This is a genomic window from Micromonospora sp. WMMD734 (assembly GCF_049178975.1).
GTDB classification, from domain to species: Bacteria; Actinomycetota; Actinomycetes; order Mycobacteriales; family Micromonosporaceae; genus Micromonospora; species Micromonospora wenchangensis.
This window is the reverse complement of record NZ_JBMHMK010000001.1, coordinates 927,113-953,369: the sequence shown is the minus strand read 5'-3', so window position 1 is coordinate 953,369 and position 26,257 is coordinate 927,113. Positions and strand designations below refer to the sequence as shown.

The window sequence follows — 26,257 nt, the reverse complement described above, 5'->3', positions numbered from 1 at the left end:
TGGACCATGGCGGTGCACAGGGCAGGGACCTGGGGCGAAGTCGTCGAACCGGCGCGCTACCGGTCCCCGGTGAACACGGCCGTACGGTCGTCACCGGCCGGCAGTGGCTCTCCTGCGGCGGCCGCGACCGGAGGCCTGTCGAAGGCCGCCGGGTCGGCCTCGATCGAGATGCTGGGCAGGAGCCGGTCGAGGAGCGGGGGCAACTGCCACTGCCGGTCGCCGACCAGCACCATCACCGCCGGCACGAGCAGGCAACGCACGATGGTGGCATCGACCGCCACGGCGACCGAGAGTCCGAGTCCGAACATCTTGACGACGGGGTTCGAGTTGATCAGGAAGCTGGCGAAGACAGCCACCATGATGAGGGCCGCACTGCTGATGATCCGGCCGGTGTCGGCGAGTCCGAGGCTCACCGCCCGACGGTTGTCCCTGGTGGCATGCCAGTGTTCCTGCACCGAGCTGAGCAGGAAGACCTCGTAGTCCATGGACAGGCCGAACAGGATGGCGAACATCATCATCGGCACGTAGGACTCGATCGGCACCGGCCCGTCCAGGCCGAGCAGATGGATCCCCCAGCCCCACTGGAAGACCGCGACGACGACACCGTAGGCGGCGGCGATGGAGATCAGATTCATGGCGGCGGCCTTGGCGGCGAGCCAGAGCGACCGGAAGGCGAGCAGCACGAGCACACAGGCGAACGCCACCACGGCGCCGATCAGCAGCGGCAGCCGCTGGGAGATGCGCTCGGCCAGATCGGCCTTGGTGGCGGTCAGCCCGCCCACGTGACCTTCGGCGTCCTCACCGGTCAGGGCCTGCGGCAGCGTCGTGTCGCGAAGCCGGTGCACGAGCTCGACCGTGCTGTCGTCCGAGGGCGACGTCTGTCCGGTCACGTTGAAGACCGCCACGGCGGAGTCGGCGCTGACGACCGGGGCGCTGACCTCCCGTACGCCGGGGGTGTCGGCGAGTGCGGCACCCAGCGCGACCAGACGGGGGTCCTGGGCCCGCGGGTCCTGGCCGGCCACGGTCTTCGCGCCGGGCGGGGCGGTGGCTGGATCGACCATCTCGACGACGACCCGCAGCGGGCCGTTCGCGCCGGGCCCGAAGCCTTCGGCGAGGGCGTCGTGGGAGCGGCGCGACTCGGTGGAGGTGGGCAGTCTCCCGGAGTCCATCTGGCCGAGCCGCAGGGCGAACACCGGGGCGCTGAGCGCGAGCAGCACCACGGTGGCGGCCAGCGCGGTCAGCAGGGGCCGTTTCGCCACGCGTACGGCCAGGCGGGCCCAGAGCGTGGTGTCGAGTCCTGCGTGATCGGCACCGGTGGTGGTGTGCCGGCTGCCCGGCAGGGAGAACCGGTTGATCCGGGGACCGAGCCAGCCGAGCATCGCCGGTGTGAGGGTGACGGCCGATCCCAGGCTGACGGCCACGACGATGGCGGCGGAGTATCCCAGCCAGCCGACGAAGGAGACGCCGGACAGGGCCAGCCCGCACACCGCGATGATGACGGTGCCGGCGGCGAAGACGACCGCCCCGCCGGATGTCGCCGTCGTACGGGCGGCGGCCTCTTCGGCCGACAGGCCACCGGCCAGCAGGCGTCGGAACCGTACGACCAGGAACAGTCCGTAGTCGATGCCGACCCCGAGGCCGATCATGGTGGCCAGGGTGGCCGCCACCGTCGGGATGTCGACCGCGTTGCCCAGCAGTTTGAGCAGGGCCAGACCGCTTCCGACGGACAGGACGGCGGTGAGGATGGGGACCCCCATGGCGACGGCCGATCCGAAGGCCAGCAGCATGACGATGACGGCCATCACGATGCCGATGAGCTCACTGGTGTGCACCGGGCTCCTGGACAGTCGCTGGCTCAGTTGCCCGCCGATGGACACGTCCAGCCCGGCGTCGGTGGCCGGGGCGGTCGCCTCCCGTACCTGCTCGGCGAGATCGAGGGTCGCCGCGGATGGCGACTGTGGTGTCACGGTCAGGTAGCCGATGCGGCCGTCCGGGCTGAGGGCGGGGGTGCCGGCGGCCGGCGGACCACTCACCGTGCCGACGCCCGGGACTGCGCGAATCCTCTCCGCGGTGGCCTGCAGGGCATCCTGGTACGTCCGGTCGGTCAGTCTGCCGCTCGGCGCCTCGACCACGACCGGGCTGGGGTCGACCGACCTACCGGGAAACGCCCGGTCCAGCAGGGTCTGCGCGACCGCGCTGTCGCTGCCGTCGACCGCGATGGCGTCGGCGTTGCCGCCGTCGAAACGGCTGCCCGCGAGGATGAGCGCCAGGGCCAGGACGACCCAGCTGACGGTCACCGCGCGGGCGTGACGTGCACAGAACCGGCCCGTCCGGTAGAGGAAGGTTGTCATCTCGCTGCGCTCACCCGGGACTCGTCGTTGCGGGGCCGCACGGCCGTTGTCGTTGCCACGTAGCTCAGCGAACCAGCGGATGCTTACCGGCAGCCGCCGCTGAGGCTGACGGTTGTCTGAGGGCCGCTGCGGCATCATGGGCCGATGAGTACCACCGGCCCCACCTCCCTCCTGCACCCCAGCCGGCCAGGCACGCCGGCCCGGATCCTGGTGGTCGACGACGAGGCGCACATCGTCGAGGTGCTGGCGGCGACGTTGACGTTCGCCGGGTTCGAGGTACGGGCTGCGCGCTCGGGTGCCGAGGCCCGACAGGTCGCCGCCGAATACCGGCCCCGGGTGGCCCTCCTGGACGTCCTGCTCCCCGATGGCTCCGGCTTCGATCTCTGCGACTCGTTACGGGAGGTTCAGCCTGAGCTGGGCGTGCTGTTCGTGACGGCCCGCGACGCCGTCAGCGACCGGCTGACCGGGCTCGGTCTGGCGGACGGCTACATCACCAAACCGTTCAGTGTCGCCGAGGTGATCGCCCGGCTCAACGTGCTGCTGCGTCGTCTGGACGCCAGGCGGCCCGACCAGACGGTCGATCCGGTCCTCCGGGTCGGCGACCTGGAGGTGGCCGTGCGGAGTCACCGGGTGAGCCGCCAGGGAGACGAGGTGGAGCTGACACCGACCGAGTTCAGGGTGCTCACCTACCTCATGGGTCGCCCCGGACTTGTCGTCAGCAAACAGCACCTGCTCAGCGAGGTGTGGGGGCATCAGTTCGGCGACGTGACGGCCGTGGAGAAGGTCGTCAGCCAGTTGCGCCGCAAGATCGGGCCAGGGCTGCTGCACACCGTACGCGGATTCGGCTACACGGTGCGTGACGGCGCACCGTGAGCCGGCAGGGTGACGCGTGCCTCCAGGCCTCCCCCGTCGTCCCGCCGGTCGTGCAGGCTCAGCGTCCCGCCGTGTTGCTCGGTGATCTCCCGCGCGATGCTGAGCCCCAGACCGCTGCCACCGTTGGCCACGCGACCGCCGTCGGCCCGCCAGAAACGTTCGAAGGCGCGGGCGATCGACAGCGGGTCGAGGCCCGGCCCGTGATCCCGGACGAGGATCACGAGACGGTCGCCCGCGTGGGCGACGACGACGTCGATCGGGCTGCCCGCCGGTGTGTACCGGACGGCGTTGCCCAGCAGGTTACGCATCACCTGGACGAGCGACGTCTCGTCGCCCGGCACGATCGCGTGGGGCGGCTCCACCCGAAGTGAGATCGTCCGGCCGGGCTCGATCATGCGGAGATCGGTGACCAGGCCGCCGAGTGCGGCACCGACGTCGACAGGCATCCGTTCCAGCGGCCGGCGGGCGTCCAGCCGGGCCAGCAGGATCAGCTCCTCGACCAGGCGCTGCATCCGGGTGGTCTCCGCACTGATGCGCGCCATGGCGAGGTCCACCTGCTCCCCGTCGGCGACGCCGCCGTTGAGGTAGAGGTCGCTCCAGCCGCCGACGGTGGTCAACGGTGTCCTGAGTTCGTGTGACGCGTCGGCGACGAAGCGGCGCACCCGGTCCTCGGCATCTTCCCGCGCGCCGAAGGCCGCGTTGAGCTCGGCCGCCACCCGACCGATCTCGCTGTGCGGATGCGGCACCGGGATACGGCGGCCACGCTGTCCGCCGGCTATCGCTCGTGCGGTGTCGGCCACGACCCGCAACGGCCGCAGACCGATCCCGAGGACCAGGTTCGCGGTCAGCACCCCGGCCGCGAGGATCGCCGCGGAGGCGATGACCTCGACGAGCAGCAGGCGGTTGAGCGTGGCGTCCACGTCGGCCAGGGAGATCCCGACGATCAGGGCGGCCGGCCGCACGCGTAGGCCGTCGATGCTCAGCGTGATCCCCGCGGCCACGCCGGAAAGGTCGATGATGGTCAGTCGGTAACCGGGGCCGCCGCCCGTGCTGGCGGCGGTGAACGGCCCGGAGGTGGCCCTGATCGAGTCCGGCAGGACCGGCGGCGTCAGATCCTCGTTGGCGGACACCGCCTCGTGCGCCACCAGCATCGACCCGTCGTCACCCACCACGGCGACGTACTGGGTGCTGGGCGTCAGCATCCGCACCGTGCCCCAGCTGATCTTAACGTCGCTGTCCCTGCCGACCTGGTCACCGATCCGGTCCGCCACCGACTCCAGGGTCGCGTCGAGCCGGTTACGCAGGAACGTCTCCAACGCGGCGTAGGCGGTGACGTCGGCGACGAGCAGCCCGGCGGCGAGCAGCGCGAGGGTCCCGGCCAGCAGACGCCCCCGCAGCCCCTGCCAGGCGCTGGTGACACGCGGCACCGCCGGCAGCCTCACGCCGGGGGCTCCCGCATCGCGTAACCGAATCCCCGGACGGTGTGCAGCAGCGGCAGCACGCCGTCCGCGTCGATCTTGCCGCGCAGTTGGCTGACGAACTTCTCCACCACCGAGGTGTCGCCGCCCTCGTAGCCCCACACCTCGCGCAGGATCTGACGGCGTGACAGCACCAGTTCGACGTGCCGCATGAAGTACTCCAGCAGCCGGAACTCGGTAGGCGACAGCGTGATCGACCGACCGGCGCGGACGACCCGGTGGGTCTGCTCGTCCAGCTCCAGATCCCCCACCCGCAGGCACGTGGCGGGTTCCGCCGCCGACACCGTACGGCGCAGCAGCACGTTCAGCCGGGCGACCACCTCAGCGGTGCTGAACGGCTTCGTCACATAGTCGTCGGCCCCCAACGCCAGGCCGGTCACCTTGTCCTCGATCCCGTCGCGGGCGGTCAGCAGCAGCACCGACAACTGTTCGTCGCGGGCCCGAAGCTCCAGGCAGAGATCGAGACCGGAACCGTCGGGCAGCATGACGTCCAGCACCGCAAGCTCCGGCCTGAACCCGCGCGCCAGCACCCGCGCCTCGGCGCAGCTCGCCGCCGCCCGTACGGTGAAGCCCGCGAACGACAGCATCGCGATCAGCACCTCCGCGATCGCCGCTTCGTCCTCGACCACCAGCACCCGGGCCGGACGCAGAGCGACGAGTCCGGCGGCGCGCGGGCCGACCTCACCCGATCGCCCCGGACCGGAACGGTTCGCGGTTGTCACCGCTCAACCATGCCGCACCGCCGCCGCCGATGCCCCTGCGACGAGCTTCTCATCGCCTGCTGATTGGCTGAATGCGCCGTCCGATTCCGCTCACTGCCGATTGACGTCACCGGAACCGCGGTGCTTACGGTCCACTTGGGCGGGTGAACGGTGCGGTCCAGATGCCTCTGTCGGCGTGAGCGGAGGCGTAACCGTCGCCGGCGTACGTCAGCCGCGGCCGACCTGGAAACCGACTCCGCGGACCGTCCGGATCCAACCGCTGCCAATCGTGCTTCGCAGTGAGCTGACGTGCGTGTCGATGGTGCGACTGCTCCGGCTGTTCGCGGCGTGCGGGGTGGGATCGCCCCACACCTCTGCCATCAACCGTTCCCGACTCAGCACGCTGCCGCCCTGCCGGGTCGCCGCCGAATCCGCGGTGTCGGCCGGTCCCACGTCGTTGCGGGTGTCGTTCGGGCGGCCGGGCAGCAGGCTGCTACCCGCCAGAATCACCAGGACGCAGGCCACGATCCACCAGTACACGAGCCGGAACCCGCCCATCGGATCGGCCTCACCTGCGACATCGACGATCAGCGCGACCACGGCGATGCCGACCGACGCGCCGAGCTGGTTGAGCATGTACAGCACCGAACTGCCCTGCGGCACCTGGTGGCTGGGAAGCGTCCGGTACAGCGCGCCCATGGTCGGCGCGCCCACGGCACCGAGCCCTACGCCGATGACGAACGCCCACAGCGCCGACCACGCCCCGTTGGTCCCGGCGTCGACCTGGGTGAGCGCCAACGCGCCGAGCGCGGCAACCGCAGCACCGGTAAGGGCTGGACCCCGCGCCCCGACCGTGTCGCTGAGCCGGCCGGCGACCGGCATGGCCAGGACGGAGCCCAGCCCCAGTGGTGCGACGAGAAGACCGGCGGCCAGGGCACCGTCGCCCTGCCCGTGCAACTGCTGGTAGTAGAGGGGCAGCGCGAACAGGATCGAGTAGGTGGCGACCCCGACCAGGCCCTGCACCGTGACACTGGCGGAGAAGCTTCGGCTGGCGAACAGTCGCAGGTCGATCAGGGGCGGCACGGTCCGGGGACGCAGGGCGTGCGTGGCGTAGGCGACCAACGCGGCCACCCCGACCACCAGGGGAACCAGCACCCGCCAGGCGGTCAACGTACCCGCTGTGGCGACCTGGGACAGGGCGAGCACGACGGCAGCCACCCCCGGGCCGGCCAGGACGAGACCCAGCACGTCCAGGCGGCTGCGGGGGTTGAGCGTCTCCGGCGCGTCGGCCGGCACCACACGCAGCGCCAAGGCGAACGCGACCAGACCGATCGGGATGTTGACCAGGAACATCCACCGCCAGTTGGTGGTGTCAAGGACGAGGCCACCGATCACCGGGCCCAGCACCGGCCCCAGCGGCAGGACCGCGCCCATGAGGCCCATCACCCGCCCCGCGCGGTGTGGGCCCGCCGCACGGGCCAGCAGGGTGAGCACGAGCGGATCGAGGATGCCGGCCCCCACGCCCTGGACGACGCGGAACACGATCAGGCTCGCCACGCTCCCGGCGAGGCCGGAGGCCAACGATCCCGCCATGAACAGCAGGAGGCCGAAGAGCCAGAGCCGTCGCGCGCCGAAGCGGTCCACCGCCCAGGTCGTGATCGGGATGGTGGCGGTCAGGGCGAGCAGATATCCGGTGGATGCCCAGCTGATGGCGCTGACCGAGGCCTGGAAGGTGGTGGTGAGGGTGTCCACGGCGACGGCAACCATGGTGCCGTCGAGGATGCCCATGATGCCGCCCAGCAGCACGACGCTGACCAGCCTGATCAGCGCTGGATCCAATCTGTTGTCTGCCTGGGTCACGGCGCTCTCCCGCTCGACTTAATGAACCTGCTGGTTCAAATTACCGGTCCAGCCGGACCGATCGCAATAACTCCGTTCAATCCACTGGACTCACCGGTTCAATTTGCTGGACGTCGGTTAGGATGTCCAGATGGCGGAGGTCGCGGAGCGTGAGGAGCAGCGAAAACGGGTTCACCGGGGGCGCATCGACAAGCGGAAGGCGATCCTCGACGCCGCGTTCGCCGTGTTCGCGCGTAAGGGCTACGCACAGGCCTGCGTCAACGAGATCGCCGTCGAGGCCGGGGTCGCCAAGCCCACCGTGTACAACCACCTCACCGACAAGGTGAACCTCTTCCGGCACGCGGTCGAGGCAGCCTCGGACGCCCTCATCTCGCAGAACCTCGCCACCATCGGCCGACTCGCCGATCCGGGCGACGACATCCGGGGAACACTGCTCGCGGTGGGCAGCGAGCTGGCCCGGCTCGCCTGCAACGAGCAGGCCCAAGCATTGCGGCGGCTGCTCTACGCCGAAGCCGCCCGCTTTCCCGAACTCCTCGACGCCGTCCCCGGGTACGGGCCGGACCGGCTCACCGAGGCGCTAGCCGACCGCTTCGCCCGCCTCGCGCTGGCTGGTCGGTTGCGGATCTCCGATCCGGCCCTGGCCGCCGAGCAGTTTCTCGCACTGATCACCGGGCCGCTGGAGACCCGGTCGCACTACGGCAACCGTAGTGTCTCCGTGCAGGAACAGCAGGCCGTCACCGTGGCAGCCGTGGACACGTTCCTGCTGGCCTTCGGATAGCGCGCTGCTGCACGGATTTCCCTGCCGCGTACGCGCTGGCGGGTCGCCGACGTTGTGCCAGTGGCAACGCCGGGCCGACGTCGATGCCGGGACCACGCCCGGCACGGCCACCAGTGAGTCGGCCGCCGAGGGGATCCCGTGGCTGGCCCGACCCGTGAAACCACCTCGACCTGGCCGGCCAGGATCGGTGCGTGCCGCTGCGGGGACTGCCCCCGATAGATCGGCCCGGATATCATCGCTGAGGAACGAAGGAGGTCGCGTATGCAGCCGGTCGTTCCGTTCCAGCTCATCGCGAAGCTCGGGGCCTGCCAGATCGGCGGCGTATGGTCGGCCGTCGACGAGAACGAGCATTCTCTCGTCGTCGCCGTGCTCGACGCCGGTGTCGCGGGCGAGCCACGCTGGCGGGACGCCTTCGCGGCCACCACCAACGCTATCGCGCAATCGGCCTCGGCCGGCCCGACCTACGTCGGCGCAGACTTCTCCGCCGCCACACCGTGGGTCGCCTATCCACAGGAACTTCTTCCCACTGCGGAACGCACGTTCCTCGCCCTCGGAATGTCCTACGCGCCAGTTGTGGCCCACGCGGACGATCCCCCCACGGCAGAGCGCCACGTGCAGCCGGACGCCGCGCCGACGCCGCGCCCGACCGACCGACCACTGACGACGGCCGAGCAGACGCCTCCGGCGCGACTGGGCAGAACCCTCCCGCCGACCGACCCGCCATCCCCGTCGGACTCCCCGCCTCACCCACCCGCTGAGCCGCTGCCGCTGCGGCCCCCGCCTCGGGCCGGCCGGTGGGCGCTGCCTGCCATCGGCCTCATCGTGGGGCTGCTGGCTGGCGGCGGCCTGGTCCTGCTCGTAGATCCAGGCACGGACCCACCCCGCCCGCCGGCGGCGGCCAGCGCTTCGCCGTTACCGCCGCCGGCTCCCACGTCCGCGCCGCTGAGCCCCGGGCTCGAACCGCCGGTCGCCGGCCGCTGGCCGGCCGGGTGGGTGAGGTTCACCCCCGCCGACCGGATCCACACCGTGACCGGGATGGATGGCGTGAGCTTCCCGGTCAGGCTGCCGCCACGGTGGCGGTGCACGCTCGTCGAGCGAGCCGACGGGCTCAGCAGGCACCGGTGCGGCGGGCCGTCGGACAGCGGCGAAGAACTCGGTGGCGAGCTGGTCGTACGCGAATGCCCGGCACCGTGCGACGGACCTCGGCAGACCGCCATGCGTACCGCCGAGGAGGCCTGGGGGCTGCAGTGGGTGCACTGTGGGCCCACCTGCGCGTACGCCGAGACCAGCAGTCTCACCGTCGATGGCGCGCGACGGTACGGCCTGGTGGTGGTCGCCTACTGGCGCAGTGGCGACGGCGACATCGACCAGCAGGTGGTGTTGCGGATGACGGCACCCGTCACCAACGCGAACCTGCTACGCCGGGTCGCCAACTACCTTCGGGACGTCCTGCTCTTCTGACCCGGTCGTGGCCGGCTGGCCGGCCGGCCAGCTGGTCCACCTGATCAGGCAGAGCGGCAGCCAGGTCAGGTATCCGGCGAGGGTGACCGCCAGGTGCGACGCTTCCAGCCAGGAGATCCAGGCGAGTGCGATCAGGTAGAGCGCCGGCGTCGGATCGCCCCGTCCGAACAGGAGGACCGAGCGCCGCCAGACGAAACCGAGCAGGACCGCGACGAGGACGACGGTGAGCAGGCCCCCGACGGCCAGCAGGTGGACCAGCACGTTGTGCCCGTGGGTGTACCGGCCACCGAGCGCCTCGACCAACTGCGGCTGCCGCTCGAAGTAGCCGGGTCCGTGGCCGACCAGTGGTCGATCGGCCCACCGGCTCAACAGGGCACGCCAGATCTGCCCCCGCTTGGTGAACATGGCCGGGTCGGTGACGAGCAGCGGGCTGAGCACGGTCAGGACGAGCCCGGCCGCCGCCGGACCACCGACGAGCACCGACCGCCGCCACCCCACACCCATCCGACCAACTGCCTGCCAGTGGAGCAGTCCCCGGGTCAGCAGGACGACGAGGGCCGCCAGTTGACTGGTCCGGGAACCGGTCCAGACCAGCGCGACCAGGATCATGGCCAGAGCGACCCGGCGCGACCACCCGTGCCGCAGACGGAACACGAACGGCAGACAGACCGCGAGCATGATTCCGAGCACGTTCGAGTGCGGGTACGCTCCGGTGAGCAGTCCGCCGACAGCCCAGCTCTTGGCCCCCACTCCGGCTCCGGTGAGCAGCGCCAGATCGGGCCGTAGCGCCGCCAGCAGAACTGCACCGGCGGCGCTGACCGCCCCGAGCACCCCGATCGCGGCCAGTGCCGGCGTTCCCGGCTGGAGCGCCCAGATCGCGAGGATGGCAGCAGGCAGAGCCAACGCCACCGGCCCGGGGGGTTCGCCGTTGACCAGCCCGGCAAGGTGCAGGGCACCCAGCGGCGCCAGGGCCACGACAAGTTCACCCGGGCGGTGCTGGCGTCGCCTCCGCAGCCCGTACCCGGCAAGGAGCAGGGACAGCCCGATGACGGCCGCGGTGACGGCGTCGCCGAGGAGACGGCCGGTGGCGGGCATGGAATCCACTGCGGCGTTGAAGGTCGGTCGCCCGTTGGACAGCAGGTCCAGAAGTGAGGGAATGGTGACCCTGACCCAGGCCAGGCCCAGCAGGACGACCACGCCCCCGGTGGCGACCCGGTCCACGGTGGCGGGATCCCCGCGACCCAGGAAGCCCGCCCGCTGAAGGCCGGCGACCATCCGATCGCGGGACAACATGCTCACCACTCGCTCCTGCCGCTGTCGGGTACCCGCGAACCGACGGTGTCCTGCGCCTCGGTCGGACTGTGCCGGGGCTCCCGCCGGGTCCACCCGAGCCGGGCACACAGCAGGCGGAGATCAGCGGCGTACGGCACGGTCACCGCGCGCAGTGACGGCACCACCACCAACCTGCGTACCGACCTGGCCGCGGCACCGGCAGCGACGACGTACCCGACCAGGCTCGCCAGGGCCGCACCCACCGCGCCCGACGGGGCCAACACCACGAGCAGCAGCACACCGGTGAGCGAGCCGGCGACCAGAGCGGCCGAGGACCGGGCCGGCTCACCGTGGGCGAGCAGCAGGGCGCTGAACACCTGCACGCAGGTGTAGACGACGGTGGCTGCGCAGAGAATGACGGTGGGCAGCACCGCCGGGGCGAAGGCGACGCCGAAGAACCGGGGTACCAGCAGCCCCGCGCCGGCGGCGAGGACCGCGCAGCCGAACGCCGCCGCAGGTAGGGCCATCCGGGCCACCCAGAGCACCGAGGTGACGCCCTCGGCGTCCGCCCCGCCCATCAGGATGGTGCGGGCGGCGGTCGCGACCACGGTCGGCAGCTCCGCCACGCTCACCGCGACCGCGTAGAAGCCCAGTTCGCGTGCACCGAGCAGCGGCAGGCCGACGACCTGGTCGAGCCGGGCGCTGGAGGTCGCCGCCAGCACTCCCGGCAGGCAGACGAGCGCGTACCGGACCAGCGACCGCACGGGGATCGGCCCGGGCCGGTCGACCGCCCCGGCACGACGGGCTGGTCCGGGCGGCACCACCGGCGCGGTGCCGTTCTCCGTCTCGACGCAGCTCGCCGGGCCTGCCCGACGGCGTAGGCGGGGCAGCCCGAAGAGGACGCCGGTGGCCGTCGAGGTCAGGGCGAGCAGCGCCGACCAGAAGGGGCTCAGATCGAATGCCACGCAGGCGATGACCATGAGAACCGTTCGGAGTACGGCCGGCACGGCCTTCATCAGGTTGACGCCGCCGACGTCCGAGGCGCCGGTGAGCGCCCCGATGACCAGGTTCGTCAACAGATGCACCGGCGCGAGCAGTGTCAGCAGCATGAACTGCTGCCGCTCGCCGGCCGTCCGGTCGAACACGAACAGGCCCAGCACCCCCAGCAGCAGCACGGCGACCAGACCGAGCGGAACAGCGGCCAGCATGCTGACCCGGGCGGCGTCCCGTCGGGACAACCGGCGTTGGCGCACGTGGAAGGCGAGCGCGTCCTGCAGCCCGTAGGTGCCCAGCCAGCCGCAGACCACGATCGGCAGGGTGAGCGCGGCGAAGAGTCCCCGCCCCTCCGGTCCGAGCTCACGGGAGAGGAAGGGGCTGACGATCAGCCCGCTGACCGGGACGAGCAGGTTCGCGGCGGTGGCGGTGACCAACCGTCCGGCGACCCTCATTGCCCCGACCCGGTGTCGCCACCGGTGAGACACCCGTGCGCGGTGAGTGCGGTGAGCAGGCGCTCGGCGAACCGGGCCTCGGAGAACCCCTGCCCGACCAAGCGGGCGGCCTCGACGGCCATCGCGTCGAGTGCGCCCGGTGGGGTGCCGAGGATCTGTCCGGCCATCGCGGCCGGGTCCGGGGCGATCCGGACGGCGGGACTCGCCGGCAGCCCCTCGGCACCCACCCTCGTGGTGAAGACCGGAATCGCGTGGGCCAGCAGGGTGAGCGTCTTCAGCTTCACGCCGGCGCCGCTCCACAGTGGCACGATGCCGGCCCGGACACCGGCGAGCGCCGGACGCAGGTCCTCGACGTAACCCCGGACCCGTACCCCCGGGTGCTGTCCCAGTTCGGCCCGTGTCGACCCGGCAAGTCCCGAACCGAGGAGGGTGAGCGTGAAGCCGGCGCGGGCCAGCGGCGGCCATCCCTCGGCCAGGAAGCGCCGCAGGCCGGTCAGGTTCGGCTCGTAGGCGAAGCTGCCCAGCCAGACCAGCTGCCGTTCCCGGGGTCGGGGCAGGTGCCCCGTCGGGAGGGGGACGCAGCTGGGCAGCACGAAGGTGGCGTCCCGGCCGTGGTACCGGCGCAGCCGGTCGGCCTCGTCGTCACTGGTCACCGACACCGTCGCGCAGCGTGCCAGGGCCCGCCGCTCGAACCGGGTCGAGACCAGCGTCAGATAACGGGCGCGCAGCCGGCGCACCGGGTCACCTGCCGTCTCGATCTCCTGCCGGACGCTCGCGGCGAGCACGTTGGCCTTGTCCCAGTGCCAGCGCAGCCGGGTCCCCCGGAAGTAGGCTCCGGCCGCCTCACCGAGGGCCAACGCGGCCCCGTCGCGTCGCCGGAGCTCGTCGTGCAGCGCTGCGCTGTAGCGGCTCCTGATCCAGGTCGGCAGCCCGTGCGCGAGGGCCTCCGGGTAGCGGCCCGCCGGCCCGAGGAGGTCACCGCGGAACGGGGTCGCCGGGAAGGTGTGGACCGGCATCGGGTCGAGCATCCGGCGCAGCTGCGCCACGTGCTCCGCGGTGGTGGTCGGGCGATGGACCACCAGCAGTGCGCAGCCCGGCAGCTGAGCCAGGGCTCGCAACGTCATCGACACCCGTACCGGGTCACCCCGGTCGGGCGGAGCGGGAAAGTAGGACGAGACGACCGTGAGGCTCACCGGTGGCCACCTCCAGGTGGCGCGATCGGCGAAGTCGGTCCGGTCCCGGCCAGGTCCCGCCAGACGGACAGCAACCGGTCGGCCTGCACCGCCGGGGCGAACTCCGACCGGAGCCGCGTCAGCAGCACCCCGGCCCGGCGTCGGGCCGTGCCGGGGTCGTCGACCACCGCCCCGATCGCGGCGGCGAGGGCTACCGGGTCGTCCGGGGGAACCAGCCAGCCGCTGCCCGGGCCGACCAGTTCCGGGATGCCGGAGACGGCAGTGGTGACCACCGGGATGCCCTGGCTGGCCGCCTCCATCAGGAAAACCGGAATGCCGTCGAGGTCGCCGTCCGGGGCGGGTCGGCAGGGCAGGACGGCGACATCCGCGCCGGCCAGCGCGGTCGTCGCCACCTGATGTGGCACCGCGCCGTGCAGCGTCACCGCCTCGGTCAGGCCCGCCGAGGTGACCCGGCGATTCAGGTCGTCGCGTAGCGGCCCCTCGCCGTAGATGTCGTACCGGACGGAGTGTCCGTCATCGGTGAGCCTGGCCACTGCGTCGATGGCGGTCTCCACTCCCTTCTTGGGAACCAGCCGGGCGACGGTGACGAGCCTCGTCGGGGTGCCCGGCACGGCCTCTGGTGGGGCATCGACCGGTGCGGCGTCGAGGAGTCGGCCGTCGACGGCGGCCCGGACGATCCGGTGCGGAATCGCCGACATCGGCACTCCCCGGTCCGTCAGTTGGTCGGCCGTCGCGGCGGAGACGACGAAGAGGTGCCGTAGTCGGCTCAGCCGCCGACGCAGAGCTACGGGGTTCGGGTCGAGCAGGAAGTCGGCGGCGTGCGCGGTTGCCGTCACCGGCCGTCCGAGCCGATGCCCGAGCAGGACTGCGACCGCAGTGGGCAGGTTGACGAAGTGGGCGTGCAGGACGTCCGGATCGAAGCGGTCGACCTCGGCGGCGAGCGCGGTGGCGGCGGCACTGGCCAGCGCACCACGGGCCAACGACGACCACTCGTCGTGGCGTGACGGCAGACCGAGCAGGCGCAGGTCGGCCGGGAGGTCAGCAGGTCGGCGGAGCAGCCGGACGGCGGCACGTCGCAGCTCGACGTGCCGGTTGGCGTCCGGGGCGACGACGAATACCTCGACGGTCGCCCCAGCCGCCCGCACCGCCCGGATCTCGGCGGGGACGAAGGTCTCGGTGAGCCCGGGTGGGCGGGCCAGGACGTACCCGATCCGCGGAACGGATCGGTTCACCTGGCGGGTCCCGTCACGGCCGCCCGGTGGACGGTGGCGAAGAACTCGGCGTGCCGGTCGACGCATTCGGCGTCGGAGAGCAGACCCGGGGTGCCGGCGGCGGCGGTCGCCAGGTCGTGCCGCAGCCGCGGCGAGCCGACCAGGGTACGCAGCACCGCGGCCAGCGCGTCGGGGTCCCCGGGGCGGACCAGGATCCCGTTGCTTCCCGAGCGGATCCACTCCCCCGGCCCGCCGCCCTCCGAGGCCACCACCGGCAGCGCCCGCGCCAACCCCTGCAACACGGTCTGTCCCAGCGGCTCGGGCCCGAGCGAGGCGTGCACCAGAATGTCGATCGAGTCGAGGAAGCCGGTGAGGTCATCGACGTGGCCGAGAAACGTCACCTGCTCGCCGATGCCGAGTTCGCCGGCGAGTTCCCGCAGCCGCGTCTCGTAGGCCGCCTCGCCGAAGAGCGGCGCCCCGCACAGGTACGCCCGAACCCCGGTTCCGCGCAGGGCTGCGGCGAATGCGCGGAGGAAGACGTGCTGGCCCTTCCAGTGCTGGAGGCGACCGACCATGCCGACGGCCCGTACCTCCGCACGGATCCGGGGCTGCCGGATCCGGTCGGTGATCCCGCTGGGGCTCTGGATCACCGTTCGGTGGGCCGGGAACCGGGCGCTGCGGGGCACGCTGGCGAGGGTGAACCGGGAGTTGGCGATGAGCCCGTCGGCGCGGCGGACGGCAAGCGCGCGGAACGCGGGCAGGCCGATCGGCCCCAGGCTCTCGACGGTCAACGGGCCGCGCAGGTGCGCCACGAGGGGGCGTCGTCGGGTCCGGTCGGCGAGCGCGCAGATGATCGCGGCGGGGGCCGTGTTCGCGTGCACCAGGTCGGCCTCCCGAAACAGTGGGCTGCGCCGCAGCACCCGGGCTGCGTCCCGCAGGCCCGCCAGGTAGCGGGCCGCCAGCAGCGGGGCCCGGCTGCGGGTGCCCCCGGTGGGCAGCGCCGGCAGGTCCCGGGCCTGCGGCACCTCCTGGTCGGAGAGTTGGTCGAAGGCAGTGCCGTGAGACGGGCCGTGCAGGGTCGCCCGCCAGGGATGCGGCTGGGTGAGCAGCCGGGCCAGGGCCAGCTCGGCGCCGCCGGGTTGGGCCGTGTGGGTGACGTGCAGCACCCGCATCGGGTCACTCGCACTCATACGCGACCCATTCGGTCACCCGGCGGGCGAAGGTCTGCGCGGAGAACCGGGCCGCCTGCCGGGGCATCGACGTCGGGTCGAGCTCGTCGAGCCGACCGAGCGCTGCCGCGTGGTCGCGGGGATCGGCGGAGTCGACCAGGACCCCGGTCTCCCCGTCGACGACCGTCTCCAACAGGCCGCCGCGTCGCCACCCGAGCACCGGCGTACGGCATGCCTGCGCCTCGACCGGGACGATGCCGAAGTCCTCGTGGACCGGGAAGAGCAGGGCGCGGGCACCCCAGTAGAGCTGCCGCAGCCGGATCCGGTCCGGCCGGACCTCGAAGGTGACCGGCACGCCCGCCTGGTGCGCCAGACGCCGCAGGCGGGCTTCCTCCGGCCCCGACCCTACGATGACCAGCGGCATACCGGCCGCCTCGGCGATCGCGATGACCAGGTCGAAGTTCTTGTACCGGACCCAGCGCCCGACGCCGAGCAGGTAGTCGCGCGGCTGGGCTCGGTCGGCGGCCGGGGCGGCGGCGAAGAAGTCCACGTCCACCGGGGGGTTGATCACCCGGGCGTCGCGTCGCCAGTGCCGCCGGATCCGGTCCCGTACCTCGATGGAATTGGCCGCGTAGCTGCGCACGTGCTGGCTGAGCCCGACGTCGAGGGCCCGCATCACCCGGCGGGGAACAGCCAGCAGCGGGCCGGTCGCCCGGTCGTCGACGGCAGGGTTCCACAGGTAGCGGGCCGGGGCGTGCACGTAGCTGAGATGCCGGGTGCGGTCGGGTCGCCCGAGCCGGACGGTGTGCGCGAAGGCGTGGCTGGAGGAGATCACCACGTCGAACCGCTCGCGGGTGAGGGTCCGCCAGACCAGCGGCATGAACGGCAGGGCGGCGGCCTTGTTGCCCCGCAGCGGGGTCCGGGCCAGCCACGACGCTCGCAGCTGCGGCGGGTCGGAGTCGTCGTCGCTCCAGAGCGCGAAACGCTCGGCGGTCGGGAAGACCTCGGTGAGGTGCCGGAAGACCTGTTCCGCTCCGCCGGTGGCGGTGAACCACTCGTGCACCAGCGCCATCGAGCAACCCGCCGACCTGTCGGGCCCCGCGAGTGCCACAGGTGTCCGCCCCGGGGGCGGGCGGTGTCGGTCGGGCGGAACACGCTGATCCATCACCTCGTACCCCCGCATAAGTGTGGACGGTCGGCGAAGCGCGCAGAGGCCGATGATAGCGAATATATTCAGCGTCACGCATCCGTCGGAGCTCTGAGATCGGCAACCGGACAGCACTCAGGAGCACAGATACCGATCTACTAAACTCGATGTCGAACCGTGTCGACGGAATGGTAAGGTCGCGACACGGATCTGCTCGCCGACCATCGGCGGAAGATCGCGATGATCATGAGACGTCTCTCCCTGTTGGAATTCTCATCCGTGGTGTCACCATGACCGACGACGTGGCGCTGCTGCTGCGCCGGGCAGGGTTCGGGCCGACCGCCGACGAGCTGGCCGCCGCCCGGCGGGCCGGCTTCACCGCCACCCTGGCGGCGCTGACCAGCCCCGTCAGCCCCGACCTCGGTGCCACCCGGTCACCTCTGCCCTCGCTCGGCCCCGACCCGTACGCCGGCCGGCCCGGCCCCACCGACGCGCAACGGGCGGCGGCCGACGGGCGGCGACGCGCGCAGGCGACGACCCTCACCCGATGGTGGCTGGATCGGATGACAGTCGCCGACCACCAGGCCACGGAGAAACTGGTTTTCTTCTGGCACGGCCACTGGGCCACCTCGATCGTCAAGGTCAAAAGCCCGCAATTAATGTTGGCCCAACATTGCGCAATGCGGGAATCCCGCGAATTCGGCGAACTGGCCCGCCGGATGATTGTCGACCCGGCCCTGATCCACTGGTTGGACGGCCAGTCGAACAGCCGGGAAGCCCCGAACGAGAACCTCGCCCGGGAGTTCTTCGAGCTGTTCACCCTCGGTCTCGGCCAGTACACCGAGTCGGACGTGCAGCAGGCCGGACGGGCGCTGACCGGCTGGCGGATCGACCTCGGCGTACCACGGTCGGTGTTCGACCCGCGCCGGCACGACGACGGCCCGCACACCATCCTCGGCGTGACCGGGCGGTTCACCGCCGACAGCCTGGTCGACCTGGTGCTGGCGCACCCGGCGTGCCCCCGGTTCGTGGCCGCCCGGCTCTGGCACCGCTACGGCTCCAGCACCCGACCGCTGCCCGACCACACCCGGGAGGCGATGGCCGCCGCCTTCCCCGAACCGATGACCATGCTGCGGGTGCTGCTCGCCGACGAGGCGTTTCCGGCCACCCGGGCCACCATGGTCAAACAGCCTGTCGAGTGGCTGGTCGGCGCACTACGACAGCTCGGGCTGCGCCCGGCCGCCCTGCCACCGGAGACGATCGTCGGGCTGCTCGACGGGCTCGGCGGCCTCGGCCAGCGCCCGTTCGCCCCGCCCAGCGTGGGCGGCTGGCCCGCCGGGGCGGCCTGGCTGACCTCCGCCGCCGCCCGGTTGAAACTGTCGCTGGCCGGTAAGCTCGCCAGCCAGCTCAGCCCGCAGCGGCTGACCCCGGAGGAAGTGGCCCACCTGCTCTGCGTGGACACCTGGACCGACCGGACGTACCAGGTGCTGCGGGCCGCCGGCAACTCGCGACTGATGCTCACCCTCGGGCTGGTCAGCCCGGAATACCAGGTGACCTGACGATGGACCGGCTGACCCGTCGACGGTTCCTGCTCGCCTCCGGGGTGCTCGGGGGCGGTGCCCTCGCCACCGGAGCCGGCGCGCTCACCCTGTCCCGCCTGCTCGACACCGCCCGCCCCGGACAGCCGTCGGCGCGGCGGCCGGTGGACACCGTCGTCCTGGTCACCCTCTACGGCGGCAACGACGGGCTGAACACCGTCATCCCGTACGCCGATCCGGCCTACCGGGCGGCCCGGCCCGAGCTGGCCTGCCCGCCGGAGCAGGTGCTGAGGTTGGACGGTGAGCACGGTCTGCACCCCGCGCTACGCGGACTGGCAAGGCTCTGGACGGCCGGTCGGCTCGCGATCGTGCACGGGGTCGGCTACCCGAAGCCGGACCGCAGCCACTTCCGGTCGATGGACATCTGGCAGACCGCCGCGCCGGGCGGGCCGGCCGACACCGGCTGGGTGGGCCGGTGGCTGGACGGCACCCGGGCCCCGGTCGAGGCGGCGGTCAGCTTCGAGCCGGTGCTGCCACCCCTGCTGGTCGGGCGGCGACGGGTCGGCGCCTGCGTCAGTTACCAGGGGCTGGAGCTACCCGACTGGGTGCAGCCGCCGATGGTGGCCGCGCTGGGCCGGGTGCAGGCCGACGAGCCGGCGATGCAGGCGCGGGCCGCCGCCGCGTACGCCGATCTGGTCGAGATGGGCCGGCTGGTCCGCGAAGCGGGGACGCCGGCCGCCGGCCCGGCCGACACGGACCCGGCCGGCACGGCCACCGGCACCGGCGGAGGTGGCGCGCTCGGCGCGCAGCTCGCGCTGGTGGCCCGCTGCGTCGAGGCCGGGGTGCCGACCCGGGTGTACTCGGTGAGCCTCGGCGGCTTCGACACGCACGCCGCCGAGCGGGACGCGCAGTCCGCGCTGCTCGGGCAGCTCGACGCGGCGGTGGCCGGCTTCGTGGACCGGATGGCCGGCACCGACGCCGGGCGGCGGGTCGCGGTGGTCGTCTACAGCGAGTTCGGCCGACGGGTACGCGCCAACGCCTCCGCCGGCACCGACCACGGCACGGCCGGGCCGGTGCTGGTGGCCGGGGCGCGGGTGGCCGGCGGCTTCCACGGCGAGCCGCCCAGCCTGACCGACCTGGACCGGGGTGACCTCAAGGCGACCACGGACTTCCGGGACGTCTTCGGGGCGGTGCTCGACTCGGTGCTCGACGCCGACCCGGAGCAGTTCCTGCTCGGCTACCGAGGCCAGCCGCTCCCGCTGTTCCGCACCGGCTGACGGTTGTCGGTACTGGCGGCTTTCCTACCGGGGCTTGCTCGCGGCGAGGATGTCGGGCACGGCGTCGCGGCGGATGGCGGTGTAGAGCGTTCGGGCCTTCGCCTCGTCGGCCAGCACCACACTCTCGGTGCCGATCATGCCGGTGCCGCTGCTGGGGCTGGTGGCGAAGGTCAGGTTGCCGCCGCGCAGGTGCCGCAGCTCGGTCGCCAGGTCGACGAGGGACAGTGTCTTGTCGACGGTGACCGCGTCGGCGGTGGCCCGGAGAAAATCGTCGAGCCGGCCTGGGTTGGCCAGCAGTCCACCGGAGGCGGCCTTGTCCAGCACGGCGCGAATCAGCTGCTGCTGGTGCCGGATCCGGGCGAAGTCGCCGTCGGGGAAGGCGTAGCGCTCCCGGGCGTAGTCTAGGGCGGCGGCACCGTCCATGGTCTGCGGGCCCTTGACGAACTCGCGGCGGCCGTCGGGGTTGAGCGAGTGGGTGGAGGTGAAGCTCCGCTCGACGTCGATCTGCACGCCGTCGAGGGCGTCGACGATCTCCTTGAAGCCGGCGAAGTCCACCATGACGACGTGGTCGATGCGGACCTTGGTGAACTCCTCGACGGTCTGCACCAGCAGCGGGACCCCGCCCCAGGCGAACGCGGCGTTGATCTTCGCGTCCCGGTTGCCGTGCTGGCCGTTCTTGGAGGCGGGCACGTGCACCCAGGTGTCCCGGGGGATCGAGACGAGTTGGGCACTGGCACCGCCCTGGGGGATGTGCGCCAGGATGATCGTGTCGCTGCGCGAGCCGCCGGTGTTCTCCGGGTCGCGGGAGTCACTGCCGAGGATCAGCAGGTTGCGGGCGTCGCGCGCCTCGGGCGCCTTCGGCGGTCGGGCCTCGGTCGGCACCTCGGTGAACGCGTCCACCCGGCCGACGTCGGACTCCACCGACTTCAGATAGACCCCGACCCCGATGCCCACCATCGCCAACAGGGCAACTGCCAGAATGACGGAGAGGGCGATCCTCCTGCGCCGAGATCCCGGCCGTACAAGTACACCGCCTGATGCCGATTCGGGACCCAAAGCCTGCGACGACATACTGAAGACCCTAGCGGATCTGAGCATCACTGACCGACTCGGATCAGACAGATCAACGACGGTTCTCGATTTTACTTCTGCGCGAACGTAATCACGGCGAGCGCAGGCGGAACCTATGCGGGGATGTGCGGACGAACAGCCAAGCACCGATGGCTCAGGTTGAGCTGATCGATGGCCTCCGCGTACCTCGCGTAGCGAACATTGGTGAGCACAACCATCGGGAACCGGGCATCCACGCCGACGAGCGCGCCTACCGGTAGCGAGAGGTGAAGCAACCTGCGGATCTCCACCATCGCCTTGACACCGGGACGATGAGTGATCAAGATATCGATCGGATCGATCGGTACCGGTGATTCCTCTTCTGCGTCGGCCAGCCCCAGTGCATGGAAGTCGTTCTCTAGCAGGCTCGACAACCGCCCGATGCGCGCACCGCTGTCGGATCCCACCGCACCCAACCCGATGAGGAGGACCTCAGGGTCGGGGTCGCCACCGGCGACGAACAAGCCACGGCCGCCCCCGTCGTCCCCGATCAGCATCATGTCGGGCGCATACTCCGCAACCTCGTATGTGAGGTTGCGCTCGGCGATCTCGTCCGGACCATAAAGGGAAACATCGACTGCCGCCTCGGCGGCGGTCATCGGTCGCACGCCCGTCCAGACGTCCAGCAGAGCCTCCGGCGGCCGGAACCGCGCCTGCGCCTCCACTCGCCGGGCGATCTCCTCCCGATCGTCATTCAACCCACACCTCCTCAAGCGGCGACTCAGATTGCACCAAGGTCATTGAAGTACTTATATGCATCTTTGATGGCCTTTTGAGCCACATCCTGCGAGACACCGGCATTCAAGAGTTGGCGATAAGAGGCCTGAAACTCAGACTGAATACTGGTGGAATAGCCCATCGCCGTTCGGCGGGCCCGCTGAGCCGCACTGATGAGAGCATGGGCCTCTCCACTGGACGAGCGGAGAAGGATCGCCGGGGCGTCACCGCGGGAATAGCCGGAGATCTTATTGTTGACCGCCCACTCGTTCTGGATGATGTGGTGACTCTGCACCATTCCGTCCGCGGCAATGTTTTTGTTGCCGACTGCTCGGTTGACGCCGGGTGAGAGCACGCGGTGCGGCGCAACGTCGTTCACCTGGTGCCCACCCGGCCGCAGCGGGCACGGAACGAGGCCGAGCGGGTCGACGAGATCCGTAGGGTTGCTGACATAGCCGTAGGAATCGGCAGCGGCGAGCAGACCGAGGGGATCGCTGCTGGCATACCGCCCGGTAGCGGGGTCATAGTGGCGTTGAAAGTTGTAGCTCAGGCCCGTTTCCGGGTCGTGGAACTGGCCGGGAAAACGCAGTGGACAGTCGACCCCCGTGGCACTGACATGGGTCGGGAGGCCCCAGATAGTGGTCCGCTGCTGCCAGGCGACCTCGCCGTCCGGGCTGACCAACTCGGTCGGCGTACCCACCAGGTCGGTCACGATCGCGTAGAAGCGGCGGTCCACCTCGCCCTGGTCACCTGCGGCGTCGGTCTGACCGATCGGGGTGAACGAGCCGGGGGCGTACTCCCAGGTGCTGGTGCGGTCGCCGGTCGCGCCCCGGTGGGTCTGCTCGATCAGGCGCGGGCCGTCCCAGGCGAAGTCGACCTGCTCGGCCACCCCGCCATCGACATCGAGGCGCTGCTTGGCGACCCGGCGACCGAGCGCGTCGTACCGGTAGCGCCAGTGGGTGCCGTCCGGGGTGGTGACCGCGACCAGCCGGTCCTCGCTGTCCCAGGTGTAGCGCCAGGTCAGCGGCTTGGTCGAGCGCTGCTTGACCTGCCGCAGGATGACCCGGCCGGCGGCGTCGTGCTCGTAGCGCACGTCCCCCGCCCGACGGATCAGGGTGCCTGTGTACTCCCGTTCGCCCCGTGCACCGCCGTCGCCATCCGTTGTGCCGGGCCCGGCGACGCCGCCGGCCGTGGTCCCCGGCCAGGTGGCGGTGGCGACGTTGCCGGCGTCGTCGTAGGTGTACCGCTCGGTCCAGTCGGCGGCCCGCACGGCGGTGATCCGGCCGGCCCGGTCGAGCTCCAGCCGACGCTCGCCGGTGAGCTGGTCGACGATGCCGACCAGGTAGCCGTCGGCGCGGTACCGGTAGGCGCGGTGGGCGACCAGATCGGGCACGCCGCCGACGGCAGGGCTCGCGGTGAGGATCTGGGAGAGCAGCCGGTGGTTGGCGTCCCAGCTCTGCGTCAGGGCGAGGCTGCCGACCGTGCGACGGGTCTCCCGGCCGGCCGCGTCGTGGGCGAAGCCGACCGTCGCGCCGCCGGTGTGCAGCGCCGTGGGCCGGTGGCCGGCGTCGTACTCCCAGGCGCTCTCCACCCCGGAGGGGGTACGTCGGTGGGTGCGCCGGCCGAGCGGGTCGTAGGACGAGGTGACCGCCTGCCCGTCCCGGATCTCGGTGAGCACCCGCCCCAGCGGGTCCCGGTCGAACCGGAGGTCGAACTCGGGCGAGGTGGCGTGCACCAACCGGCCCGTCGGGTCGTACCCGAAGGTGGTGGTGCCCTCGGTGGTGCGCTTCTCCACGACGTTGCCGACGAGGTCGCGGACCAGCCCGATGGTCTGCCCGGCACCGTTGGTCCGGGCCACGACTTGGCCGGCGGCATCATGGGTGTACGTCTGGACGCGGCCGTTGAAGTCGGTCTCGGCGACCAGCCGCCCGGCCGGGTCGTAGTCGTAGTGCCAGGTCAGTCCCTGCGGGTTGGTGACCGTGGTGAGGCGCAGCTCGGTGTCGTAGTCGAAGGTCAGCCGAGCGCCGTCCGGCCCGGTTCGTGCCACCGGCAGGTCGAAGGCGCCGATCTCGAACTCGGTGGTCGCCCCGGTCGGGTCGGTGTGGGTGACCAGGTTGCCTTCCGGGTCGTAGGTCCACTCCTCGCTCGCCCCGTCGGGGGTGCGCCGCCAGGCGAGCCGTCCCTCGACGGTCCAGCCGAGGTGGGTGGTGCCACCGACCGGGTCGGTCAGCTCGGTGATCCGGCCGGCCCGGTCACGCCGGTAGCTGGTCACCGCGCCGGTGGGCTCGGTGAGCTGGCTGACAAGCCCGGCGGCATCGGTGGACACCCGCAGCGTGTCGCCGAGCGCGTCGGTCACCTCGGCCAGGTGACCCGTCTCGTCGTAGGCGTAGCGGGTGGTGGCGCCGGTCGGGTCGGTGACCATGGTCAGGTTGCCGCGCTCGTCGTACCCGCGACGCCAGGTCGCGCCGTCGACGTCGGTGACGACCACCGGCTGGCGCAGGTCGTCGTACGTGGCGGTCGCCCGCGCCCCGTCCGGGCGGGTGACCTCGACCAGGTTCCCGTCGTCATCGTAGGCGTAACGAGTGGTTCGCCCCAGTGGGTCGGTTTCTGTCAGCTTTCGGTCGAGCCCGTCCCAGGTGGCAGCTGTGGCGTTACCCAGCGGATCGGTAAGCAGTTGGATCTGTCCGCGTCCGTTGAGGTGATAGATCGTGCTGTGGCCGAGGGAGTCGACGACCGTGGTCCTGCGGGCGGTCGGGTCGTAGTGCAACCGGGCGGCCAGGTATCCGCCCGACCCGTCGGCCGCCGTGCACCGCCCCTGCTCGTCGTAGGTGTAGCGGTACTCCTGCTCGTTGCGGTCCTGCCAGCGGGTGAGCCGCCCCTCGTCGTCGTAGGTGAACCGCAGTGGACGGCCCGAGGAGTTGGTCACCTCGGCGAGATGGCCCTCCTCGTCGTAGCCGAACCGGACGAGCGTCAGAGCGTCCTCGGTGGCATCCGCGCCGAGCAGGGTCAGCGCCGCCACCCGGCCACGCAGGGTGTCCACCGCGACGCGGTAGCCGCCGCTGTGCCGGAGCTCCGTGATCTCGCCGGCCCGCCAGTCGAGGTCGAGCCGATGGCCGTTACGGTCGGTAACGGCACACAGCGGCAACACCTGGACGGGCGGTCCCTCCCCCTCCGGTTCGGGCTGGTCGGCAACGGCCTGGAAGTGCAGGCTCCGGCCGGTGTCGGGCTGGTCGACGCGGTAGCCGCCGGTGGTCGGGGTGAGCGGCCAGCGCGGCCCGGTCTCGGGCATGGTCGCGGTCGCGCCGTCGTCGGCCGCGGGCGGCGGATAGGTGAGGACCATGCCGTCCTCGGTGACGAAGCAGACCCCGTCCTCGTCGAGCTCGATACGCTGGTCCAGGGTGGACGCCCAGGCCGGCCCGAACCACCTGCCGAGCCGGTAGGACGACAGGTGACTGCGGTCCAGCACGACCGGAAGCAGGCCGGGCAGTTCCACGTCGGTCTGGGTGAGGACCACCTCGCCGCTGGCCACGTCGATCGGATCACCCGCGCAGTTGCGCCCCCTCATGGGAATGCTCGGGCGGGGCAGGCCCCCGAGCGCCGAGCGGGCCCGGCCCAGGCCCCTGCCGAGCGCCGGCAACCCTCGTTTGGCCAGGGCCAGGACCGGTTTGCCGAGTTTCAGGATCCTGCCGACGGGCAGGACGGTGAGCGCCGCGTCGATCAGCAGGTCGGTGAGACTGCCCTTGCCGGTGGCCGCGTAGAGCGAGGCGTCGATGATCAGGGCAGCCGCGCCGGCCGCGAGGGCGATCGGACCCATGATCGGGGCGAGCACCGGGATGAACGAGAGCAGTCCGGCGACCAGCGAGACGATCTTCAGCGCGCCGGAGAGTTGCCGCAGCAGTTCCTGGTTGTCCCGGATGAAGTTCTGGGCCTGACCTTTCAGGTTCCACCACTTCGGGTTCTCCTTGAACCGCAGGCCCTTGGCCTCGTTGACCACCCGGACGCAGTCCCGCACGGCGGTGGACAGCTCGGTGCGCAGCGCGCCGGCCTGGCTGACGCACTCGTCCCAGTCCCGCTGGGCCTGCGAGAGCGCCGCCCCGGCCGGCCCGCTGTCCGAGCGGTACGGGTCGGGTTTGGCGGTGGCCTTCTCCTCCGGCGGCCGGTCGTCCAGCTCCCGTTGGTGCTGCCGGTCGGCCTCCGCCGCGCGTTCGGTGCGACCCTGGGCCCTCTGTAGCGCCGCCCACAGGGCTGGCGCGCGCTGCGCCAGGGGACGCATCCGGTCCTGCAACGAGGCCAGCTTGTCAGCGAAGGCGGTCAGGCCGCCGGAAACCCTGCCGAACGCGTCGCCGGTGATCCGCAGGTGCGCCGGCATCTGGGCGTTGAGCCCTTGCCGGAACAGGTCGCCCTCCGGCCCGACGAACTGACTGGTGTCCAGTCCGGTGATCTCGCTGGCGGCCTGCGCCGCCGCCGACCCGAAGCTGTGCCATCTGGCCGCCGACGACCGGATCGCCGACGGGTCGCCTTCCATCCTGAACAGATGCGCCGGAAATTCCGCCATCTCGCCTGGACCTTCCCGTGTCCACGCCTGGATGTCAGCTACGCCGGTCGGGGCTCACCGGGTACGGCCCTACGCCGCCGGTGGAGCGCCGGCATGCTGAGGTGATGCGTCCGGATCT

Annotated in this window: 18 protein-coding genes; 5 read left to right on the top strand and 13 right to left on the bottom strand. The window is 71.6% G+C overall.

Translation table 11 applies throughout. The features are described from left to right. Nucleotides 1-56 precede the first annotated feature (56 nt). A complete protein-coding gene (locus tag ACN267_RS04195) occupies nucleotides 57-2,297 on the bottom strand; it encodes an MMPL family transporter (RefSeq protein ID WP_421487966.1) in 2,241 nt (746 codons plus the stop codon). A gap of 198 nt (nucleotides 2,298-2,495) precedes the next feature. Here ACN267_RS04195 and ACN267_RS04190 point away from each other — a divergent pair, with 198 nt between their 5' ends. Continuing rightward, nucleotides 2,496-3,224 carry a response regulator transcription factor gene (locus tag ACN267_RS04190; protein WP_281896111.1) on the top strand — a complete coding sequence of 243 codons (729 nt, stop codon included), beginning with the start codon at nucleotides 2,496-2,498 and terminating at the stop codon, nucleotides 3,222-3,224. Here the strand turns inward: ACN267_RS04190 and ACN267_RS04185 are convergent. From ACN267_RS04185 to ACN267_RS04175, 3 genes are all read right to left on the bottom strand, one after another. Further along, the gene (locus tag ACN267_RS04185) at nucleotides 3,197-4,651 is read right to left on the bottom strand and encodes a sensor histidine kinase (RefSeq protein WP_204961671.1); all 1,455 of its coding nucleotides are present in this window, start codon (nucleotides 4,649-4,651) and stop codon (nucleotides 3,197-3,199) included. The genes ACN267_RS04190 and ACN267_RS04185 overlap by 28 nt on opposite strands. A gap of 11 nt (nucleotides 4,652-4,662) precedes the next feature. Continuing rightward, the gene (locus ACN267_RS04180) at nucleotides 4,663-5,424 is read right to left on the bottom strand and encodes a response regulator transcription factor (protein WP_281896109.1); all 762 of its coding nucleotides are present in this window, start codon (nucleotides 5,422-5,424) and stop codon (nucleotides 4,663-4,665) included. Between the two features lie 207 nt (nucleotides 5,425-5,631). Continuing rightward, on the bottom strand, nucleotides 5,632-7,263 hold the full coding sequence (locus ACN267_RS04175; RefSeq protein WP_421487965.1) for a DHA2 family efflux MFS transporter permease subunit: 1,632 nt from the start codon (nucleotides 7,261-7,263) through the stop codon (nucleotides 5,632-5,634). 130 nt (nucleotides 7,264-7,393) lie between these two features. On the opposite strand from ACN267_RS04175, the gene ACN267_RS04170 reads away from it, so the two are divergent. Then, nucleotides 7,394-8,041, top strand: a complete 648-nt coding sequence (locus tag ACN267_RS04170) for a TetR/AcrR family transcriptional regulator (RefSeq protein ID WP_281896107.1) — start codon at nucleotides 7,394-7,396, stop codon at nucleotides 8,039-8,041. A 261-nt stretch (nucleotides 8,042-8,302) separates the two neighbouring features. Continuing rightward, entirely contained in the window at nucleotides 8,303-9,502 is a 1,200-nt protein-coding gene (locus tag ACN267_RS04165; protein ID WP_421487964.1) for a hypothetical protein, read from the top strand. Here the strand turns inward: ACN267_RS04165 and ACN267_RS04160 are convergent. From ACN267_RS04160 to ACN267_RS04135, 6 genes are read right to left on the bottom strand one after another with little or no spacing between them, the layout of a single operon-like run. Beyond that, complete coding sequence (locus tag ACN267_RS04160; protein WP_421490386.1) at nucleotides 9,458-10,795, bottom strand: O-antigen ligase family protein; 1,338 nt, start codon at nucleotides 10,793-10,795, stop codon at nucleotides 9,458-9,460. The genes ACN267_RS04165 and ACN267_RS04160 overlap by 45 nt on opposite strands. A 2-nt stretch (nucleotides 10,796-10,797) precedes the next feature. Continuing rightward, a complete protein-coding gene (locus ACN267_RS04155) occupies nucleotides 10,798-12,222 on the bottom strand; it encodes a lipopolysaccharide biosynthesis protein (protein WP_421487963.1) in 1,425 nt (474 codons plus the stop codon). Then, a complete protein-coding gene (locus ACN267_RS04150) occupies nucleotides 12,219-13,415 on the bottom strand; it encodes a glycosyltransferase family 4 protein (RefSeq protein ID WP_281896099.1) in 1,197 nt (398 codons plus the stop codon). Before ACN267_RS04150 ends, ACN267_RS04155 begins: the two co-directional genes overlap by 4 nt. Continuing rightward, complete coding sequence (locus ACN267_RS04145) at nucleotides 13,412-14,647, bottom strand: glycosyltransferase (RefSeq protein ID WP_421487962.1); 1,236 nt, start codon at nucleotides 14,645-14,647, stop codon at nucleotides 13,412-13,414. Before ACN267_RS04145 ends, ACN267_RS04150 begins: the two co-directional genes overlap by 4 nt. Beyond that, nucleotides 14,644-15,816 (bottom strand): glycosyltransferase, encoded by a 1,173-nt coding sequence (locus ACN267_RS04140; protein ID WP_421487961.1) that lies wholly within the window; start codon nucleotides 15,814-15,816, stop codon nucleotides 14,644-14,646. The genes ACN267_RS04145 and ACN267_RS04140 overlap by 4 nt, the downstream gene beginning before the upstream one ends. Then, nucleotides 15,803-16,867, bottom strand: coding sequence for a glycosyltransferase (locus ACN267_RS04135; protein WP_239486376.1), 1,065 nt, complete (start codon nucleotides 16,865-16,867; stop codon nucleotides 15,803-15,805). Before ACN267_RS04135 ends, ACN267_RS04140 begins: the two co-directional genes overlap by 14 nt. A 365-nt stretch (nucleotides 16,868-17,232) precedes the next feature. On the opposite strand from ACN267_RS04135, the gene ACN267_RS04130 reads away from it, so the two are divergent. Together ACN267_RS04130 and ACN267_RS04125 are read left to right on the top strand one after the other, a co-directional pair. Next, complete coding sequence (locus ACN267_RS04130) at nucleotides 17,233-18,501, top strand: DUF1800 domain-containing protein (protein ID WP_204961660.1); 1,269 nt, start codon at nucleotides 17,233-17,235, stop codon at nucleotides 18,499-18,501. A 2-nt stretch (nucleotides 18,502-18,503) separates the two neighbouring features. After that, nucleotides 18,504-19,757 (top strand): DUF1501 domain-containing protein, encoded by a 1,254-nt coding sequence (locus tag ACN267_RS04125; RefSeq protein ID WP_421487960.1) that lies wholly within the window; start codon nucleotides 18,504-18,506, stop codon nucleotides 19,755-19,757. A 24-nt stretch (nucleotides 19,758-19,781) separates the two neighbouring features. Here ACN267_RS04125 and ACN267_RS04120 read toward each other — a convergent pair whose 3' ends face one another. The 3 genes from ACN267_RS04120 to ACN267_RS04110 all read right to left on the bottom strand — a co-directional run bounded on the left by ACN267_RS04120 (nucleotide 19,782) and on the right by ACN267_RS04110 (nucleotide 26,139). After that, on the bottom strand, nucleotides 19,782-20,714 hold the full coding sequence (locus tag ACN267_RS04120; RefSeq protein WP_308447859.1) for an LCP family protein: 933 nt from the start codon (nucleotides 20,712-20,714) through the stop codon (nucleotides 19,782-19,784). A 227-nt stretch (nucleotides 20,715-20,941) separates the two neighbouring features. Further along, nucleotides 20,942-21,565 (bottom strand): hypothetical protein, encoded by a 624-nt coding sequence (locus ACN267_RS04115; protein WP_421487959.1) that lies wholly within the window; start codon nucleotides 21,563-21,565, stop codon nucleotides 20,942-20,944. Nucleotides 21,566-21,588: 23 nt separating this feature from the next. Continuing rightward, complete coding sequence (locus ACN267_RS04110) at nucleotides 21,589-26,139, bottom strand: DUF6531 domain-containing protein (protein WP_421487958.1); 4,551 nt, start codon at nucleotides 26,137-26,139, stop codon at nucleotides 21,589-21,591. Between the last annotated feature and the right edge of the window lie 118 nt (nucleotides 26,140-26,257).

What these genes read in the sequence shown, in the direction of transcription:
- ACN267_RS04190 (WP_281896111.1), top strand. Translation starts at nt 2,496, where the DNA reads ATGAGTACCACCGGCCCCACCTCCCTCCTGCACCCCAGCCGGCCAGGC.
- ACN267_RS04170 (WP_281896107.1), top strand. Translation starts at nt 7,394, where the DNA reads ATGGCGGAGGTCGCGGAGCGTGAGGAGCAGCGAAAACGGGTTCACCGG.
- ACN267_RS04165 (WP_421487964.1), top strand. Translation starts at nt 8,303, where the DNA reads ATGCAGCCGGTCGTTCCGTTCCAGCTCATCGCGAAGCTCGGGGCCTGC.
- ACN267_RS04160 (WP_421490386.1), bottom strand. Translation starts at nt 10,795, where the DNA reads ATGTTGTCCCGCGATCGGATGGTCGCCGGCCTTCAGCGGGCGGGCTTC.
- ACN267_RS04155 (WP_421487963.1), bottom strand. Translation starts at nt 12,222, where the DNA reads ATGAGGGTCGCCGGACGGTTGGTCACCGCCACCGCCGCGAACCTGCTC.
- ACN267_RS04140 (WP_421487961.1), bottom strand. Translation starts at nt 15,816, where the DNA reads ATGAGTGCGAGTGACCCGATGCGGGTGCTGCACGTCACCCACACGGCC.
- ACN267_RS04135 (WP_239486376.1), bottom strand. Translation starts at nt 16,867, where the DNA reads ATGGCGCTGGTGCACGAGTGGTTCACCGCCACCGGCGGAGCGGAACAG.
- ACN267_RS04130 (WP_204961660.1), top strand. Translation starts at nt 17,233, where the DNA reads ATGACCGACGACGTGGCGCTGCTGCTGCGCCGGGCAGGGTTCGGGCCG.
- ACN267_RS04125 (WP_421487960.1), top strand. Translation starts at nt 18,504, where the DNA reads ATGGACCGGCTGACCCGTCGACGGTTCCTGCTCGCCTCCGGGGTGCTC.
- ACN267_RS04120 (WP_308447859.1), bottom strand. Translation starts at nt 20,714, where the DNA reads ATGGTGGGCATCGGGGTCGGGGTCTATCTGAAGTCGGTGGAGTCCGAC.
- ACN267_RS04110 (WP_421487958.1), bottom strand. Translation starts at nt 26,139, where the DNA reads ATGGCGGAATTTCCGGCGCATCTGTTCAGGATGGAAGGCGACCCGTCG.